Source organism: Neptuniibacter sp. QD48_11 (assembly GCF_047778095.1).
Lineage (GTDB): Bacteria > Pseudomonadota > Gammaproteobacteria > Pseudomonadales > Balneatricaceae > Neptuniibacter.
On the sequence record NZ_CP180551.1, the window covers coordinates 832239 to 847183 of the forward strand.

Consider the following 14945-nt stretch of genomic DNA (forward strand, 5'->3'; position numbering starts at 1 on the left):
AAATGGGCCTCTGATAATATGCAGATTCTATCGAAATAGATCTAGAGCGGGTAGGGGATAAATGAATATTGCATGTCAAAACTGGCACAAAGAAGTAGAGGTTGTGCCTTCGCCGAATTTTAATGAGCGCCCAGACTCTAAAGATATTTCGTTGTTGGTTATCCACAACATTAGTTTGCCTCCGGGTAAGTTTGGTGGTGGCTACATTCAGCAATTTTTTCAGAATAAATTAGATCCTAGTATCGATCCCTTTTTTGAAGAGATAAAAGAGTTAAAGGTCTCGGCCCATTTTCTAATTGAGCGTAGTGGTCATATTGTCCAATTTGTGCCAACCGGCTGTAGAGCTTGGCATGCTGGGGTATCTATCTTTGAAGGTAGAGAAAATTGTAATGATTTTTCGATAGGCATAGAGTTAGAAGGAACGGATATAGATCCTTATTCGGATGATCAGTACAACGCTTTAGCTACCCTTACCCAGCAGTTACGCGATATCTATCCAAAAATAGAACTGGATAGAATCGTTGGGCATTCTGATATAGCCCCAGAGCGTAAAACCGACCCTGGTCCATCATTTGACTGGCAAAAATATCGCAAACTATTGGCTGAATTAAACAGGGAATAGTTTAGCTAACAAAACTGGGACTGCATTTTCAACTCTTAAGATGCGCTCACCAATATGGATTGATTTGAATCCGCATTGATTGAGTTTATCTACTTCGTATTCAATAAAGCCGCCCTCAGGGCCAATCGCTAGGGTTGTGGGGATTGCTTCTGGTTCTAGGCACCTATTGGCATTATAGGGATGAGCAATTAAAGAGCGTGTATTTTTCGCGATCTCTGGAAGTTCATCTTCTACAAAAGGCTTGAAACGTTTGCGTAAATGAACGCTCGGCATAATCGTATCGCCAGCTTGTTCCAGGCCAAGCTTTAACTGCTCTTCTACTTGATTAAGTATTGGCGTGCTCCAATAGCTCTTATCTACTCGATAGGAATTAATCAGATAAAGCTCTTTTACGCCCATGGCTGAGACAGTTTGTAGTATCCGTTTCAGCATTTTAGGTCTGGGTAAGGCCAATATTAGGGTTAGAGGTAACGCGGCTGGAGGTTGTTTTTCTAGTGATATTTTTAGCGTTGCACAGTTGTCATTGAGTTCTAACACTTCTCCCTTACCAATAGCTCCATTGAGTAGGCCTACATTGAGTAGGGCTCCAATCTCAGGTTTATGCACGGTGCGAATATGTTCAAAACGATGATCTGTTAAAACTGCAGTATCGCTTGCTACAAAGTCAGCTGTATTAATTAGTATTAGGTTCATGGAATTATCAGGTAGATAGAAGAGGCTAAAGTGTACTGGTCTAGGGCATTTAAGGCTAATTTTAACTCTAATCAAAAAAATAGATGTTTATCTAAATGAGAATGTTTATCTGTAGCGTTATCTTTTGGCGTGTGATATCTTTGCGCCATCTTGTATAAGCGATCAATATTCTGTGAATCCATGAAGGGGGTTTCTGTGAAGCTTAAAGTTCTTGTTGCTAGTGTTGCTATGGTTACTGCACTAGGTGCTAATGCGGCTCAAAATTACGACAATTTCCCTGTAACTCTAAAAGGTTACAAAGGTGATGCTACTAATTCTGTTGCCTACACGGGTCAGGCTGCACGTCAGGTTCTTCACACTTCTTTGAAAAAATTGGCAGGCCAAGGTAACGGTCAGCCAAACGCTGAGCTTAAAGCAAAAATGCTTGCTTACTACGAAGGTAAAGATGCTGGTCGTGAGATCCTTTCTCCAGCAACTAAGGGCGGCTTCGTAGTTGCAGAGACTTCTGTAGACGAGATTTCTAAAGGCAAAAACCTATCCGGTAAAACGTTTAAAGGTGCTGTACCAGGCTGGCCTGGTAACATGACAGGTCCTGAAGTAATTACTTTCATGATCGAGAAAGCAGCAGCTTCTGACAAAGGTTATGACCCTCTAACAGGTTACGACTACCGTCAGCTTATCTCTAAATTCGCAATGGGTGCAGTATTCTACAATCAGGCTGTAGATAACTACCTAGATGAAAAGCTAGATGCTGACAAAAAACCAAACAACAAGCCTTACAAAGAAGGTAAGCATTACACAGGTAAAGAGCACGCTTGGGACGAAGGTTTTGGTTACTTCGGTGCACCAGCGAATACGCTTAACCTGACAGCAGAAGATGTTTACAACATCGCTAAGCAGAAAGAAGGTGCGCTTGCTAAAGCTGACTTCAACAAAGACGGTAAAGTATCTCTTTACAATGAGATGACTTACGCTCACGCATATTACGCAGCTGGCTTCGATAAGGGCGGTAAAACAACTTACCTGCACAATATCATGCAAGCTTTCGTTGATGGTCGTCAGCTGATCACAGATGCTAAAGGTGAAGCACTAACTGATAAGCAGCGTACAGAGCTTAAAGCTCACGCTGCGACTATCGCTGATAACTGGGAAATGGTTATCGCAGAAGCTGTATTCAAATACGCAGGCTCTACTTACAAAGACCTTAAAGAGATCAACAAGCTAGTTGAAACTAACGGCGATGTTGCTCCTGCATTCCGTGCTTACGCTAAGCACTGGGGTGAGTTGAAAGGTTTCGCACTAGCACTTCAAACAGGTAATAAAAACCTTGGTGAAACGGCTGTTAAACTTAACCGTTTGATCGGTTTCAGCCCTGTATTGCTGGGTAATACGCAAGTTGTTGGTCTAGACGACAAAGGTAACTACATCCAAGCGTCTTCTGGCGACATGAAGCAGTACATGCTACACATGCTTAAAGTTCAGCAGTTGATGGTTGATCAGTTTGGCGTTAAAGCGCGTAACAAAGATGTTCTTGGTGACATGGGCGCTCTAGCTGACAAACTGGGTTCTGGCGGTTACGTAGAAAACGACTAAGTCGCTACAGAGCAATTGATAAAAGCCAGCCTTGCTAACAGGGCTGGTTTTTTTGTATTTGAGGGGGCTATGCTCGAGATCTTTTCTGAATTCTATAATTCAGTGCTAGCGGACTTTACCAATAGTAAAAAACGCGTCTATTGGGGCTACTTGTTAGCAGCTCTTGTTATTGCTGTCGTTTGGTTGGTTCAAACTAAACGAGTCTCTTTTGCTAAAGCGATTTCGATTATCTTTAGCGCCAAGGTTTGGTGGTCGCAATCAGCGAAAGCTGATTACCTTATTTTTCTGATCAACAAGTTCTCTTTTTTATTTATAGCGCCTTTGCTGTTAACACATGCGGTTGTTTTCGAATGGCTGTTTTTTAAATTTCATGAGTGGTGGGGTTATCAATCAGTTGGTAATGACTGGCCACTATGGACTATAACTGCACTATTCACATTCAGTTACTTTATCCTGAATGACTTCTCCCGTTTTTTTGTACACAAGCTTCTGCATGAAGTACCGTTTTTGTGGGAGTTTCATAAAGTCCACCACTCCGCCCGGGTCTTAACACCCATCACTGTATTTCGCACCCATCCGGTTGAAGGCATTCTGTTTGCGTTTCGATCGATATTTGTTCAAGGTTTTTTAATCGCAGTATTTACATTCCTGTTCGGTGATCGTGTTGATCTATTTATGTTTTACGGTGTGGTTGTAACGACCTTTCTATTTAATGTGCTGGGATCCAATTTGCGTCATTCCCAGATAGCGATCGGTTATTGGGGCGGAGTAGAGCGATGGTTGATCTCGCCTGCGCAGCATCAGATCCATCATTCAACCTTGCCTAAGCATTTTGATAAAAACTATGGGGTTATCTTGGCGGTTTGGGATCGTTGGACAGGTACTCTGGTTCATTCTGAACGAGATCAGAAATTAGAGTTTGGTATTTCTAGAAAAGTAGAGGCGAATGAGCAAAATGTTCTCTATCTTTATTTTCAGCCGTTTAAATCACTGTTAAGTCGTTTAAGGCCGATATCGAAGCCAAAAGTAGCAAATGATAATTGAATAGATATATATCAATGATAACGGTTATCGTTTATGATTCTATTCTTACTTTAAGACACGTTTTGTATTGTTGAGTGTTGAGGTTTTTAATGAAGATAAATGCTTTAGCTAAGATTGTTTCCTCTGTTGGTGCTGTTGCTGCTGTCACTGTATCCGCTTTATTGCCTACATCTGCTTTTGCTCAAGAAGCAGGTGTTGTAAATGTTTATTCGGCACGTAAAGAAGCCTTGATTAAACCGCTTCTAGATCGTTTTACCGACGAAACAGGTATCAATGTAAACCTTGTTACAGGTAAAGCTGATGCGCTGTTAAAGCGCCTTGAGGTAGAAGGTAAAGCAAGTCCTGCTGACCTGTTTGTGACTGTTGATGCAGGTCGTTTGCACCGCGCTAAAAGTGCAGGCGTTCTTCAGGTTTCTGGAAGCGACACTCTAAATAAAGTTATTCCGCCAAGCCTCAAAGATGCTGATGGCTATTGGTATGGCATGTCACAGCGTGCAAGAACGATCTTTTACGTAAAAGGTAAAGTCGATCCTTCAGAGTTGTCCACTTATGAAGATCTTGCTGATCCAAAATGGAAAGGGCGCATCTGTGTTCGTTCTTCCAATAATATTTATAACCAATCCTTAGTTGCTTCTATGATCGATGCTATCGGCGTAGAGAAAACTGAAGCTTGGGCTAAAGGTTTAGTGAAAAACTTCGCTAAGCCGCCTTCAGGTGGTGATACTGATCAGCTAAAAGCGGCTGCCGCAGGCGTATGTGATATCGCGTTAGCAAACACTTACTATTTTGGTCGTTTGTTGAATAGCGAAAATGCTGAAAAGAAAGCAGTTGGAGCTAAATTAGCAGCGTTTTGGCCAAACCAAGCTGACCGCGGTGTTCACATGAACGTCAGTGGTGCAGGTGTTACTAAGCATGCTCGTAATGTTGAAAATGCTGTGAAGCTAATGGAATTTATGGCCTCTGATCAGTCCCAAGCTTGGTATGCAGAGGTGAATAACGAATATCCTGTAGTAACGACTGCTAAGGTTTCTGATACGTTGGCTGGGTTGGGTGCGTTTACTGCTGACGATATTGTGTTGAGCAAGCTGGGTGAAAATAACCGTAGCGCAGTTGAATTAATGGATCGCGCAGGTTGGAAGTGATCTATTTTACTATCAAGTAATTGTTTATTAAGTGATAGAATAGCTTGACCTAAGCGCCTGTAGAGAAGTCTTACAGGCGTTTTCTGTTTTTTCAGAGCCTTTAAAAAGAATGCCTGCAGTTAAATTCAAACAGTTTGGACAAAATTGGCTTGCGACAAGTTCTTTCGTCGTGACCTTTCTGTTGTTAATGCCGATTGCTGTGATCGTTGGATTTGTTTTTAACGGCTCTGCAGATGTTTTCTCTCACCTATACAACACGGTCTTAGCTGATTACGTCAGTAATTCATTACTACTCATGCTCGGTGTGGGGTTTGGTGTTCTTCTTTTAGGTATCCCAACCGCTTGGCTCACAAGCGTATGCGAATTCCCTGGGCGTAAATTGTTTGCGTGGGCTTTACTACTGCCTTTAGCGGTCCCTGCTTATATCATTGCTTACACTTATACAGGCTTATTGGATTATGCTGGTCCAGTGCAAACTCTAATCAGAGATATCACTGGACTTGGTTACGGCGAGTATTGGTTTTTCGAAGTTCGCTCTTTAGGCGGAGCGATAGTGATGTTGGCTTTAGTGTTGTATCCGTATGTCTATCTTTTAAGCCGAGCAGCCTTTCTCGAGCAATCCTCCAGCACTTTAGAAGTCAGCAGAACACTCGGCTATAACCAGTGGCAGGGGTTGTTTAAATTAGCCTTACCTTTAGCGCGCCCTGCAATCATTGCGGGGTTAACTTTGGCGTTGATGGAGACATTGGCTGATTACGGCACCGTACAGTATTTTGGTGTTAGTACCTTTACTACAGGTATTTTCCGTACCTTTTATGGTTTTGGTGACTCCGCTGCTGCTGCACAGTTGGCAGCTTTTCTACTCGGATTTGTAGCACTCTTAGTGTTGGTTGAAAAATATTCTCGCCGTAAAGCGCGGTACCACTCTTCAGCAGAATATAAAGCGAAGGCAAAGTTAATCGAGCTGAAAGGTGGAAAGGCATTTTTTGCTTTTGTTGTATGTTTATTTCCAGTTCTATTTGGTTTTCTGATTCCGGCAGTCTTGCTTGGATATTGGAGTTTTACACAGGCAGATTTATCGGATGGCGATTTTGTCGAGTTAGCTTGGAACTCTTTCTATTTAGCATTTTTAGCTGCCTTGATTGCTGTAGGCTTTGCGCTATTGCTAGCTTATGCTGGTCGCTTAACGCCAAGTAAAGGTGTGCGTTTCTCTATTGCGACCGCAGGTATGGGCTATGCTCTACCAGGAACGATTATCGCTATAGGGGTTATCATCCCATTTGCGTGGATGGATCACCAACTAATCGCGGCTGCCAAGAATTGGTTCGATATTGATTTAGGGTTGGTCCTCTCGGGGACGATTGTCGCGCTATTATTTGCTTATACTGTTCGCTTCTTAGCCGTCTCACTGGGCGCGATTCAGAGTGGCTTAGGAAAGATAAAACCGAGTCTAGATGGCGCTGCGCGCACTTTAGGCTGTACGCCTTTACAAGTATTGAAACAAGTACATGTGCCTTTGATGCGTAGTTCTGTATTAACTGCGCTTCTCATTGTTTTTGTCGATGTTTTAAAAGAGCTACCAGCGACTCTTATATTGAGGCCCTTCAACTTCAACACGCTAGCCGTTAGAGCGTTTGAGTTAGCGTCAGATGAAAGGTTGATAGATGCAGCGCCAGCGTCACTTCTCATAGTGGCAGTAGGTCTATTACCGGTGATTTTACTAAGCCGCTCAATATCTAAAGGGCGTGCAGGAAACTAAGTTATGAGCCAAGCAAAACACCTTTTAATTGATGATGTGACCTTAGCCTATAGTGATGTTGAGGTTGTGCATAATGTTTCATTGGGATTAGAAAGGGGTGAAATTGGTTGTCTCTTGGGACCGAGTGGCTGTGGTAAATCTACACTGCTAAGATCGATTGCAGGTTTTGAGCCGGTTAAATCTGGCGAGATTTCCATGTTGGGGCAGCAGTTATCCACTTCGCAATTTTGCATGCCTACAGAGCAGCGCAATATAGGTATGGTTTTCCAAGATATTGCATTGTTCCCGCATTTGAGTATCGCGGATAATATTGCGTTTGGAATCAAAAATTGGAGCAAAGCTGATAAGAATACCCGTATTTCAGAGCTGCTTGAGCTTGTCGGCTTACCTGGTGTAGAGGAACGTTATCCTCATTCCTTATCGGGTGGTCAGCAACAACGAATCGCGCTTGCACGTGCGATGGCGCCAAAGCCAGACTTGCTATTGTTAGATGAGCCGTTTTCTGGCTTAGATGCTAACCTACGTGAAACACTAGTGCCTGAGATCCGAGATATCCTCAAGAAAGAAGAGATGAGTGCTATTTTGGTAACTCATGATCAGATGGAAGCCTTTGCAATGGCGGATAAAATAGCCGTAATGCAACAAGGTGTTATTCAACAGTGGGGCACGGCTTTTAATATCTATCACGAACCAAAAACTCGCTTTGTAGCTGACTTTATCGGTTTGGGCGAATTTCTTAAGGCACGTATCAACGATGCTTATTCGGTTGAGACATCATTAGGCGTTTTAGTCGGGGACGAAAAGTTAGTCTATGCGCCAGGGACTGAAGTTGAGTTGTTAATTCGACCAGATGATATTCAGCATCAAGAAAACAGTGATATAACGGGGCTCATCGTCAGCAAATGGTTTAGAGGCTCGCACTACCTTTACCAAGTTCAATTGGATAATGGCGAAATCGTACCTTGTATCACCGCGTGTCATCATGACCATGATGTAGGTGAGCGTATCGGGTTAAAAATTGAATTTGATCACCTTGTTGTCCTTCCGATTTGCGATCCTGAATCAGGAATTTGCGAGATACAAGAGTCAGATGTTGTACCGGCTGCGGGCTCTTGAATACGCGTTTACCCTTAAACTTTCTGTTTAGGTCGTTCTAAATCGTTAAAACTGTTAGCTGCTTCACTATGCTAATAGTTGTTGCGATGCGGTAAAGCATAGATAGTTTAATGGCTTTTCTTACCTATAAATAAAATCTTGTTTAAAATATAACCTGTCTTTTTAACCTACTGAAAAGTAAGGTTTTATTTTGGTTTTCTGATTCCTGGTGTTTGTTGTTCTATACATCCCTCTTGTCTTTATAGATTCAATCGCAAATATAATTGTTGCGTTGCGTCAGCTTCCTTAGATGTGCTGGTTTGTCACTTTTATTTAATAGTATTGGATTATCCTTATTACTCTTCAACCAAAGTCATATTATTATCGTTGAAGAGATCGGATTATGATCGATATATAACCAACTTATGAAATACCTTATTCAAAGCCTCAAGCTGGTGGGTATTCTTAACTTGGAAATGATGGACCATAAATAATTACTACAAAGCACAAATGCGTAAAAAGGGGATGTAACATGGGTCAGAAAATTGCCCTAGTAACAGGTGGAACAGGTGGCTTAGGTACGTCGATTTGCCGTGAATTGGTTGATGGTGGTTTCAGAGTAGTTGCTGGTTATAACAGCGGTGGAGATCATTCAAAAGCTCAAGCTTGGCAAGAAGAGCAAAAAGCAGCAGGTTATGAAATCGACGTGGCTTACGGCGATGTAACGGACGCTGAGTCTTGTGCACAATGTATCGCTACAGTAGAAGAGCTGACTGGCGGCTCAATTGATATTCTTATCAACAATGCTGGTATCACTCGCGATGGCCAGTTTAAAAAGATGAGCTGGGAGCAGTGGGATGAGGTATTAACAGCAAACCTTGATTCTATGTTCCATATGACCCGTTTAGTTATCAACGGCATGATTGATAGCGGTTGGGGCCGTATCATCAATATCTCTTCCGTAAACGCTCAGAAAGGTCAGTTTGGTCAGTGTAACTACTCTGCAGCAAAAGCAGGTATTCATGGTTTCACTAAAGCCTTGGCTCAAGAGGTTGCACGTAAAGGTGTGACGGTAAATACGGTTTCGCCTGGTTATATTAAAACTGCAATGGTGGCGAAGATCGCTCAAGAGATTCAAGATCAGATTTGCGCTGGTATCCCTGTGGGTCGTTTTGGTACGCCTGAAGAGATTGGTCACATGTGTAATTTCTTGTGTGGCGAGCATTCTGGTTATATCACGGGTGCGGATATGTCGGTGAATGGCGGCTTGCACATGTCATAAAACTGAATAGCTTATATATAAAAAAACCGCTTTTTAGCGGTTTTTTTTGTTACTAAGCTTTTTACAGTAATTGCTGCAATCTTTCTTCAAAGCGTTCATTGAACTCTTCGAAATGAGCGGCAAAAGGTATGCCTAGCCATTCTTGTTCGAGCTGTTTGATCTCACTGAGATTAAAGCCCTGCTTTTGTTCAGCTAATGCCTGCTGTAAACGCTCCATCTGATATTCCATGCGCAGTGCTTGGTCTTCCGGTGGTGAAGGCTGAGAAGTTGCGATCTCCAAGCGAATGCACAGATGACGCAAACGTTGCTCTTGGGTATTGATCATCTCATCCATTTGATCTGGATTAGAGATCAGAGATAGCAGAACAGCAAAGCGCTGATCAATATCTGATGTATCAGAAGGTGATGCAGGTTCGTGTTCCCAAGCTTCTCGTAGTGAGTCTAAGCAGTCGCTTGTCGTTTCATCCAAAATTGCATGTTCAAGCTGTTCACAAATCTCTGCTTTACGCTGAATCGTCAGATATGGCTCAGACTCAAATTGTTTTAACTCGTGCTTTTGGCGCTGCACATAGTTAATCGCTTTCTCGATACGCTCAGATAGCGTTTCGTCCTCTACCGGAAGATGCTGTTGCATTGAGCCAAGCAACTCTTGTAGATGGTTGAGGCTGGCACCGGTTTCAATCAGTTGTTCAAGTTCAGTGCACTGCTTTTCTAAAGCATTACTGTTTTGTGACGGAGAGCTGCCTTCTTTCGATGATGATTTATCAGCGAAATACATTTCAAAAATTTGACTGCAGTTCTCTCTGAACTGGTTCCAAAGCTTTCGTTCCTGATTACGTGGAGCAGGGCCAATTAGTTTCCAAGCCTTTTGCAGCTCTTTAACTTGCTCTGTTGCATCATGAAGATTTGTTGCTTGCAGAAGTTGCTCTGTTTCGGCAATTAAGCTTTGCTTTTCTTTGGCGTTCGCTTGTCGAATCTCTTTTAGCGGAGCATCCAGTTCTTTTAATAATTGATCAAACTGAACTTGTAGCTTTTTACCTGGAGCACGATCAACAGGAGAGTAATTGCGCCATTCTGTTTTCGCTTGATGGATCTGATGACTATAATCTTTCCAGCTTTCGACAGTCTCTTCTTGGGGCGCTTGTAAGTTTTTTAGCTCTTCTAAGATTTGCTGGCGTTTTTCTAAATTGCTCTTACGAATATCTCTCTGTTGAGCAAAGTGTTGGTCACAAGGCGCATATGCAGTGTCAGAGGCCTTCTTGAAACGCTTCCAAAGCTGTTGCGAATGAACAGAATCGGTCGCATCAAGTAGTTTCCACTCTTTCTGGATTCTACGAACTTGGGTCGCTAAATCTTGTACTGCTAGGTTGGATTGGCTAAGTGCTTCCATCTCTTCACATAGGGATTCTTTTTTCGGTGCAACTGCATAAGCTTGCCAATCCCTAATCTCTTGGAGTTCGGCTCCAAGTGCTTTAATGCGCTGTTCAAGCTCTGGCGTTAGATTGCCATTTAAGCGTTTGCTTAGCTGTTCTGCTTTTTTAATTTGCTTATCTGCTGAGCGAATTTCGCCGGACGAAATTGCAGATTTTAGTCCATCTAAGACATCGCTAAGCTCTTTTTGCAGCTGTAGCGCATGATTATTATCTGCGTCTAGACGCAACTTTGCTTTAGCTAAACCTTCTTCTAGCTGCACTAGTGTAGCAGGCTTCTCTTGTAATTTAGGCCAGCTAAATTTGTTTACCAGCTGTGTGGCTTCTTGCGCGGCTTTGTTTAATGGCCCAATCTCAGATGAGCCATTCAATACAGCGCACAGAGCTATAATTTTTTCTTCAGCTTCAAGCAGATGAAAGTAAGAAACCAATAGGTTCTTTAATTGAGCGGTGATTTTATCGAAGCTAGCCTGCTCATCTTTGCTGCTGTATTGCTTAATAGCTGTCCAATCAGTACAAAGCGATTCCAATCGAGACTGGAAGGATTTTAACTGTTGATGATCTGCAGGTAGTGCGGTGCTTTGTTCTTTTAGAATGCAAAGCTCAGAGTAAATAGCGTGGCTTTGCGCTTTTTGCTGCTCTAGCTGAGCAGCTTTCTCTTGCTCAGCCTGTTGTTCTGCATCATGCTTCCGGATTGTTTCAGAACAACGTTCTAGCTTTTCTTGGAAAAACTCTTGTTGTTCTTCATTCGTTGATGCGCGAAGTTTTTCCCAGTCCGCCTCAATTGCAGTCATCTTTGCAGAATACAGCGGGAAGAATTCAGCTGTAGCGAGTTGTTGAATAGCCGCTAATTGCTTCTGGATCGCTTCTTGTTGAACTTGTTCTTGCTTCTGTTGTTCACGAATGATTTGAAGCTTTTCTTTCGTGACTTTAACGACGCCTTTATCTTTATTACGAGCTGCCTTTTGGAGCTGCTCAAGAATCTCTTCATTGTTGATCTGTCCGGCCGCTAAGACGCGTAAACTAGCTCGTTGGCTTTTCTCTGCTATAAGGACAAGATCATGATCGTCAGTAACTTGAATGACAGCTTGCTCTCGAAGCTGTTCGTCTTGGCTATTCAGTGCAATGTGAGTCAGTAAATCGCCATCAGTAATGTAGGCTAGCGCAGTGCTTTTTTCTTCCTGAAGCGGCGTATCTTCTTGGCTGAGAAGAATCTGGCTAATTCGGTGTAGAGCTAATTGTTGGATATTGCTAGAACTGTCGTTCTGGCTGATCTGGACTAATAAATTAAGGTCGGAGAGCTTTTCAGTAGCACTTAAGCGTACTGTTTCATCTTCATCCTTCAGTGCTAGCTGCGATAGGATAGTTTGTGCATCGGCATCAGTTTCGCGAAGCTTTGCAATCGCTTTGATCCGCTTTTCGGGCTTGGCATGTTGCCAATTTGGCTTTAAAAATCTTGCTAGCATAGTGACCTGTACTTCTACGGCTACGCGTATATATGATGGAACGCGCTACCTTTAAGGGCCAATATTCTACCTGAGAATTAGGATTCTGACAGCGTTGACATTAAGATAATGTGCCAGCAAAGAGAGTTTTTTTGAGAGACTGTGACAAAAGCAAAGGCAAACTCAGACTATTACAGAGTTAGGGTTTGTTGCTAAGCCCAAGAAATAGAAGGTCTTTGGGAAAGGGCACGGATAAAAAAAGCAAATGTTGCTTACCGAGCCCTTATGAAAGATGAAAAATTGTCTTCTTACTAGGTCCTAACCTCTACATCACCGTCGACGTAGAACCAGAATCCATCATCTTTGCGGAAGTTCGATTTTTCATACAAAGTACCACTTTGATCATCTGTTTCGAAATTGGCTTCGAACTCAACCATTCCGGTTTCGTCAGATCGATTTCCTTGGTTTGTGTCCAAAATTGTTAGACCTGTCCAGTTAGTGTATTTGACTTGGTCGGCTAAAATTTCGGCATCATCTTCGCCGCGATTTTCTGGCGCAGTGGTATTGATTAGATAATCGATAGCACCCAGCGCGAAGGCTGTGTAGCGGGACCGCATCAATGCTTCCGCTGTTGGTGCAGGTTTTTGCCCTTGTACGATTGGTTTGCAGCAGTAATCAAAAGGTTTGTTGGAACCACAGGGACAAACTTTGTTCATTACATCCTGATTATGAGACATGGGTGAACCCTTAACATTGAAATGTTAATCTGAAATACAGAGCGTTCTATTGGCTATTCTTTTAAAATATATAGCTAATAACCACATTATATCTATCAGATTTACCCTTTTGGCAAGGATAATTTATGGCTAATGCGCCTCTAACATTTTTTTGGCATGACTATGAAACATTTGGCGCAGATCCTAAACGCGATTGGCCGGTCCAGTTTGCCGGTATTCGTACCGATGATCAGCTAAACATCATCGAAGAGCCGGTGATGTTTTATTGCAAACCAAGTGAGGACCAACTCCCTCATCCAGAAGCGTGTTTGATTACAGGGATTACACCGCAAAAAGCGATAGAAGAGGGTGTGTGTGAAGCGGATTTCTTTGCACAGATTCATGAGCAGCTTGCTCGTCCTGGCACTTGTGGTGTGGGCTACAACAGCATTCGTTTTGATGATGAAGTAACGCGATACGGTTTGTATCGTAACTTCTTTGATCCCTATTCCCGAGAGTGGCAAAACGGTTGTTCCCGTTGGGATATTATCGATATGTTGCGATTGACTCGATCCCTACGTCCTGAAGGGATTACTTGGCCTAAATATGAAGATGGCTCACCAAGTTTAAGACTAGAAGATTTAACGGTCGCTAATGGTATCGACCATGGTCATGCCCATGATGCTTTGTCAGATGTATATGCCACCATAGAGATGGCAAAACTGGTTCGGGATAAGCAGCCTAAGTTATTTAATTACGTGCTAAATAACCGCAGTAAGCAATCCATTCAAAACCTTCTAGACCCGCAAAATCATAAGCCTGTGTTGCATGTTTCTTCACGCTACCCAGTTGAACATGGCAATGCTGCTATTGTGGCACCCTTGGCGACTCACCCTGTGAATAAAAATGGGGTGTTAGTGTGGGATCTCCGTGTAAATCCAGAACCGCTGATGCAATTGCCGGTCGAAGAGTTGAGACGTTTACTATATACCAAGCATTCAGAGCTTACCGAAGCGGATCCAAAAATCGCTTTGAAACAGGTGCATATCAATAAGTGCCCTATCATAGCGCCTGCCGGCATGTTGAATACTGAGGAAGCGGCCCGTTTGCAGATTGATGGGGATGTGTGTCGAACGCATTTGCAGATGCTACGAAGTTTTACTGGTCTGTCGCAGAAAATTGCCGATATCTATAGTGAGAGCCCTTTTGAGGCGGAAAGCGATCCGGATATGATGCTATACAGTGGCGGTTTCTTTACGCCGTCAGATCGTAAATCCATGGATCAAATTCGCCAAACGGGTCCGATGGAGTTAGCTGAACTGGATCTGCCTTTTCAAGATCCTAGGCTCGAAGAGATGTTGCTCCGCTATAAAGCGCGTAATTGCAGTTCCGTGTTAACTCAGGAAGAACAGATGCAATGGGAAGATTATCGTCGTCGTAAATTGTTAAATGGCGAAGGCGGTCATTTGACTATGGATACATTCTTCCAACGTTTGAATGAACTCTATGGTCAGCCGGAAATGGATGATAATAAACGCCACATTTTGGAAGAATTAGCTGTATACGCTGAGGCTATTTATCCTATGGAAGATGCTTTTGACGATGCTTACTAGATCGGCTGTTCTCGGTCTTTTACTTTTTTCTTGCGCTACCTATGCGGAGGAAGAGGTCGAACTGCCTATCGAATACGATATCACCTCACCTAAAGGCTATTACTACGGAACAGTAGATGGTGAAACAGCCTATAAGGATTGGCGAAGAGGCACTTTTGATAAAGAACGGATGAACGAGGTTCAACCTAAAGATCTGCCCAGCAATCTGCCTGAACCTGTGGTGATTCCTTATGTTCCACCAGTGGTAAATGAAGTACCGGTAGGCAAACCGAAAAAGCCACCATTAAAAGGTGAGGACAAGATCTTTGTCCAGATAGGTAAGGATGAGAAGAAAGCGCGATGCCTTATCTTAGGACAGGGCTGTGAAGAGCTGGTTGAGCCTGAAGTAAAAGATTCTGTTTATTTCCGACCGATAGAAGCGCAAAAGCAAAAACAGTTGGAATTAGAGCAAGAAAAAGCTAAAAAACGCACGATTATTAATCCAGACCAATAATCGTGCGATTTTCTTAGC

12 protein-coding genes are annotated in these 14945 nt (G+C 42.9%); 9 read left to right on the plus strand and 3 right to left on the minus strand.

Going from position 1 to position 14945, the window contains the following annotated elements; translation table 11 throughout:
* Positions 1–61: 61 nt before the first annotated feature.
* Entirely contained in the window at positions 62–622 is a 561-nt protein-coding gene (gene ampD / locus ACMXYU_RS03690; protein ID WP_415900251.1) for a 1,6-anhydro-N-acetylmuramyl-L-alanine amidase AmpD, read from the plus strand.
* Here the strand turns inward: ampD and ACMXYU_RS03695 are convergent.
* Positions 608–1315: a 16S rRNA (uracil(1498)-N(3))-methyltransferase gene (locus ACMXYU_RS03695; protein ID WP_415900253.1), complete on the minus strand. Its 708-nt coding sequence runs from the start codon at positions 1313–1315 to the stop codon at positions 608–610. The genes ampD and ACMXYU_RS03695 overlap by 15 nt on opposite strands.
* A gap of 195 nt (positions 1316–1510) precedes the next feature.
* Between ACMXYU_RS03695 and ACMXYU_RS03700 the strand changes: the two genes are divergently transcribed.
* The 6 genes from ACMXYU_RS03700 (at position 1511) to phbB (ending at position 9230) form a co-directional block, all read left to right on the plus strand.
* Positions 1511–2908 carry a DUF4856 domain-containing protein gene (locus ACMXYU_RS03700; RefSeq protein WP_415887132.1) on the plus strand — a complete coding sequence of 466 codons (1398 nt, stop codon included), beginning with the start codon at positions 1511–1513 and terminating at the stop codon, positions 2906–2908.
* A gap of 69 nt (positions 2909–2977) precedes the next feature.
* The gene (locus tag ACMXYU_RS03705) at positions 2978–3952 is read left to right on the plus strand and encodes a sterol desaturase family protein (protein ID WP_415900254.1); all 975 of its coding nucleotides are present in this window, start codon (positions 2978–2980) and stop codon (positions 3950–3952) included.
* An 89-nt stretch (positions 3953–4041) separates the two neighbouring features.
* The gene (locus ACMXYU_RS03710) at positions 4042–5094 is read left to right on the plus strand and encodes a Fe(3+) ABC transporter substrate-binding protein (protein WP_415900256.1); all 1053 of its coding nucleotides are present in this window, start codon (positions 4042–4044) and stop codon (positions 5092–5094) included.
* Between the two features lie 109 nt (positions 5095–5203).
* Positions 5204–6853 carry an ABC transporter permease gene (locus ACMXYU_RS03715; protein WP_415900258.1) on the plus strand — a complete coding sequence of 550 codons (1650 nt, stop codon included), beginning with the start codon at positions 5204–5206 and terminating at the stop codon, positions 6851–6853.
* Between the two features lie 3 nt (positions 6854–6856).
* Positions 6857–7969 (plus strand): ABC transporter ATP-binding protein, encoded by a 1113-nt coding sequence (locus tag ACMXYU_RS03720; protein ID WP_415900260.1) that lies wholly within the window; start codon positions 6857–6859, stop codon positions 7967–7969.
* A 511-nt stretch (positions 7970–8480) separates the two neighbouring features.
* A complete protein-coding gene (phbB, locus tag ACMXYU_RS03725; protein WP_415900261.1) occupies positions 8481–9230 on the plus strand; it encodes an acetoacetyl-CoA reductase in 750 nt (249 codons plus the stop codon).
* A 61-nt stretch (positions 9231–9291) separates the two neighbouring features.
* Here phbB and ACMXYU_RS03730 read toward each other — a convergent pair whose 3' ends face one another.
* Positions 9292–12126: a DUF349 domain-containing protein gene (locus tag ACMXYU_RS03730; protein WP_415900263.1), complete on the minus strand. Its 2835-nt coding sequence runs from the start codon at positions 12124–12126 to the stop codon at positions 9292–9294.
* 290 nt (positions 12127–12416) lie between these two features.
* The gene (locus ACMXYU_RS03735; protein ID WP_415887140.1) at positions 12417–12842 is read right to left on the minus strand and encodes a YchJ family protein; all 426 of its coding nucleotides are present in this window, start codon (positions 12840–12842) and stop codon (positions 12417–12419) included.
* A 125-nt stretch (positions 12843–12967) separates the two neighbouring features.
* Between ACMXYU_RS03735 and sbcB the strand changes: the two genes are divergently transcribed.
* Both sbcB and ACMXYU_RS03745 read left to right on the plus strand, forming a co-directional pair.
* On the plus strand, positions 12968–14434 hold the full coding sequence (gene sbcB, locus ACMXYU_RS03740; RefSeq protein WP_415900264.1) for an exodeoxyribonuclease I: 1467 nt from the start codon (positions 12968–12970) through the stop codon (positions 14432–14434).
* The gene (locus tag ACMXYU_RS03745; RefSeq protein WP_415900265.1) at positions 14424–14927 is read left to right on the plus strand and encodes a hypothetical protein; all 504 of its coding nucleotides are present in this window, start codon (positions 14424–14426) and stop codon (positions 14925–14927) included. Before sbcB ends, ACMXYU_RS03745 begins: the two co-directional genes overlap by 11 nt.
* The last annotated feature ends 18 nt before the right edge of the window (positions 14928–14945 follow it).

What these genes read in the sequence shown, in the direction of transcription:
- ampD (WP_415900251.1), top strand. Translation starts at nt 62, where the DNA reads ATGAATATTGCATGTCAAAACTGGCACAAAGAAGTAGAGGTTGTGCCT.
- ACMXYU_RS03695 (WP_415900253.1), bottom strand. Translation starts at nt 1,315, where the DNA reads ATGAACCTAATACTAATTAATACAGCTGACTTTGTAGCAAGCGATACT.
- ACMXYU_RS03705 (WP_415900254.1), top strand. Translation starts at nt 2,978, where the DNA reads ATGCTCGAGATCTTTTCTGAATTCTATAATTCAGTGCTAGCGGACTTT.
- ACMXYU_RS03710 (WP_415900256.1), top strand. Translation starts at nt 4,042, where the DNA reads ATGAAGATAAATGCTTTAGCTAAGATTGTTTCCTCTGTTGGTGCTGTT.
- ACMXYU_RS03715 (WP_415900258.1), top strand. Translation starts at nt 5,204, where the DNA reads ATGCCTGCAGTTAAATTCAAACAGTTTGGACAAAATTGGCTTGCGACA.
- ACMXYU_RS03720 (WP_415900260.1), top strand. Translation starts at nt 6,857, where the DNA reads ATGAGCCAAGCAAAACACCTTTTAATTGATGATGTGACCTTAGCCTAT.
- phbB (WP_415900261.1), top strand. Translation starts at nt 8,481, where the DNA reads ATGGGTCAGAAAATTGCCCTAGTAACAGGTGGAACAGGTGGCTTAGGT.
- ACMXYU_RS03730 (WP_415900263.1), bottom strand. Translation starts at nt 12,126, where the DNA reads ATGCTAGCAAGATTTTTAAAGCCAAATTGGCAACATGCCAAGCCCGAA.
- ACMXYU_RS03735 (WP_415887140.1), bottom strand. Translation starts at nt 12,842, where the DNA reads ATGTCTCATAATCAGGATGTAATGAACAAAGTTTGTCCCTGTGGTTCC.
- sbcB (WP_415900264.1), top strand. Translation starts at nt 12,968, where the DNA reads ATGGCTAATGCGCCTCTAACATTTTTTTGGCATGACTATGAAACATTT.
- ACMXYU_RS03745 (WP_415900265.1), top strand. Translation starts at nt 14,424, where the DNA reads ATGCTTACTAGATCGGCTGTTCTCGGTCTTTTACTTTTTTCTTGCGCT.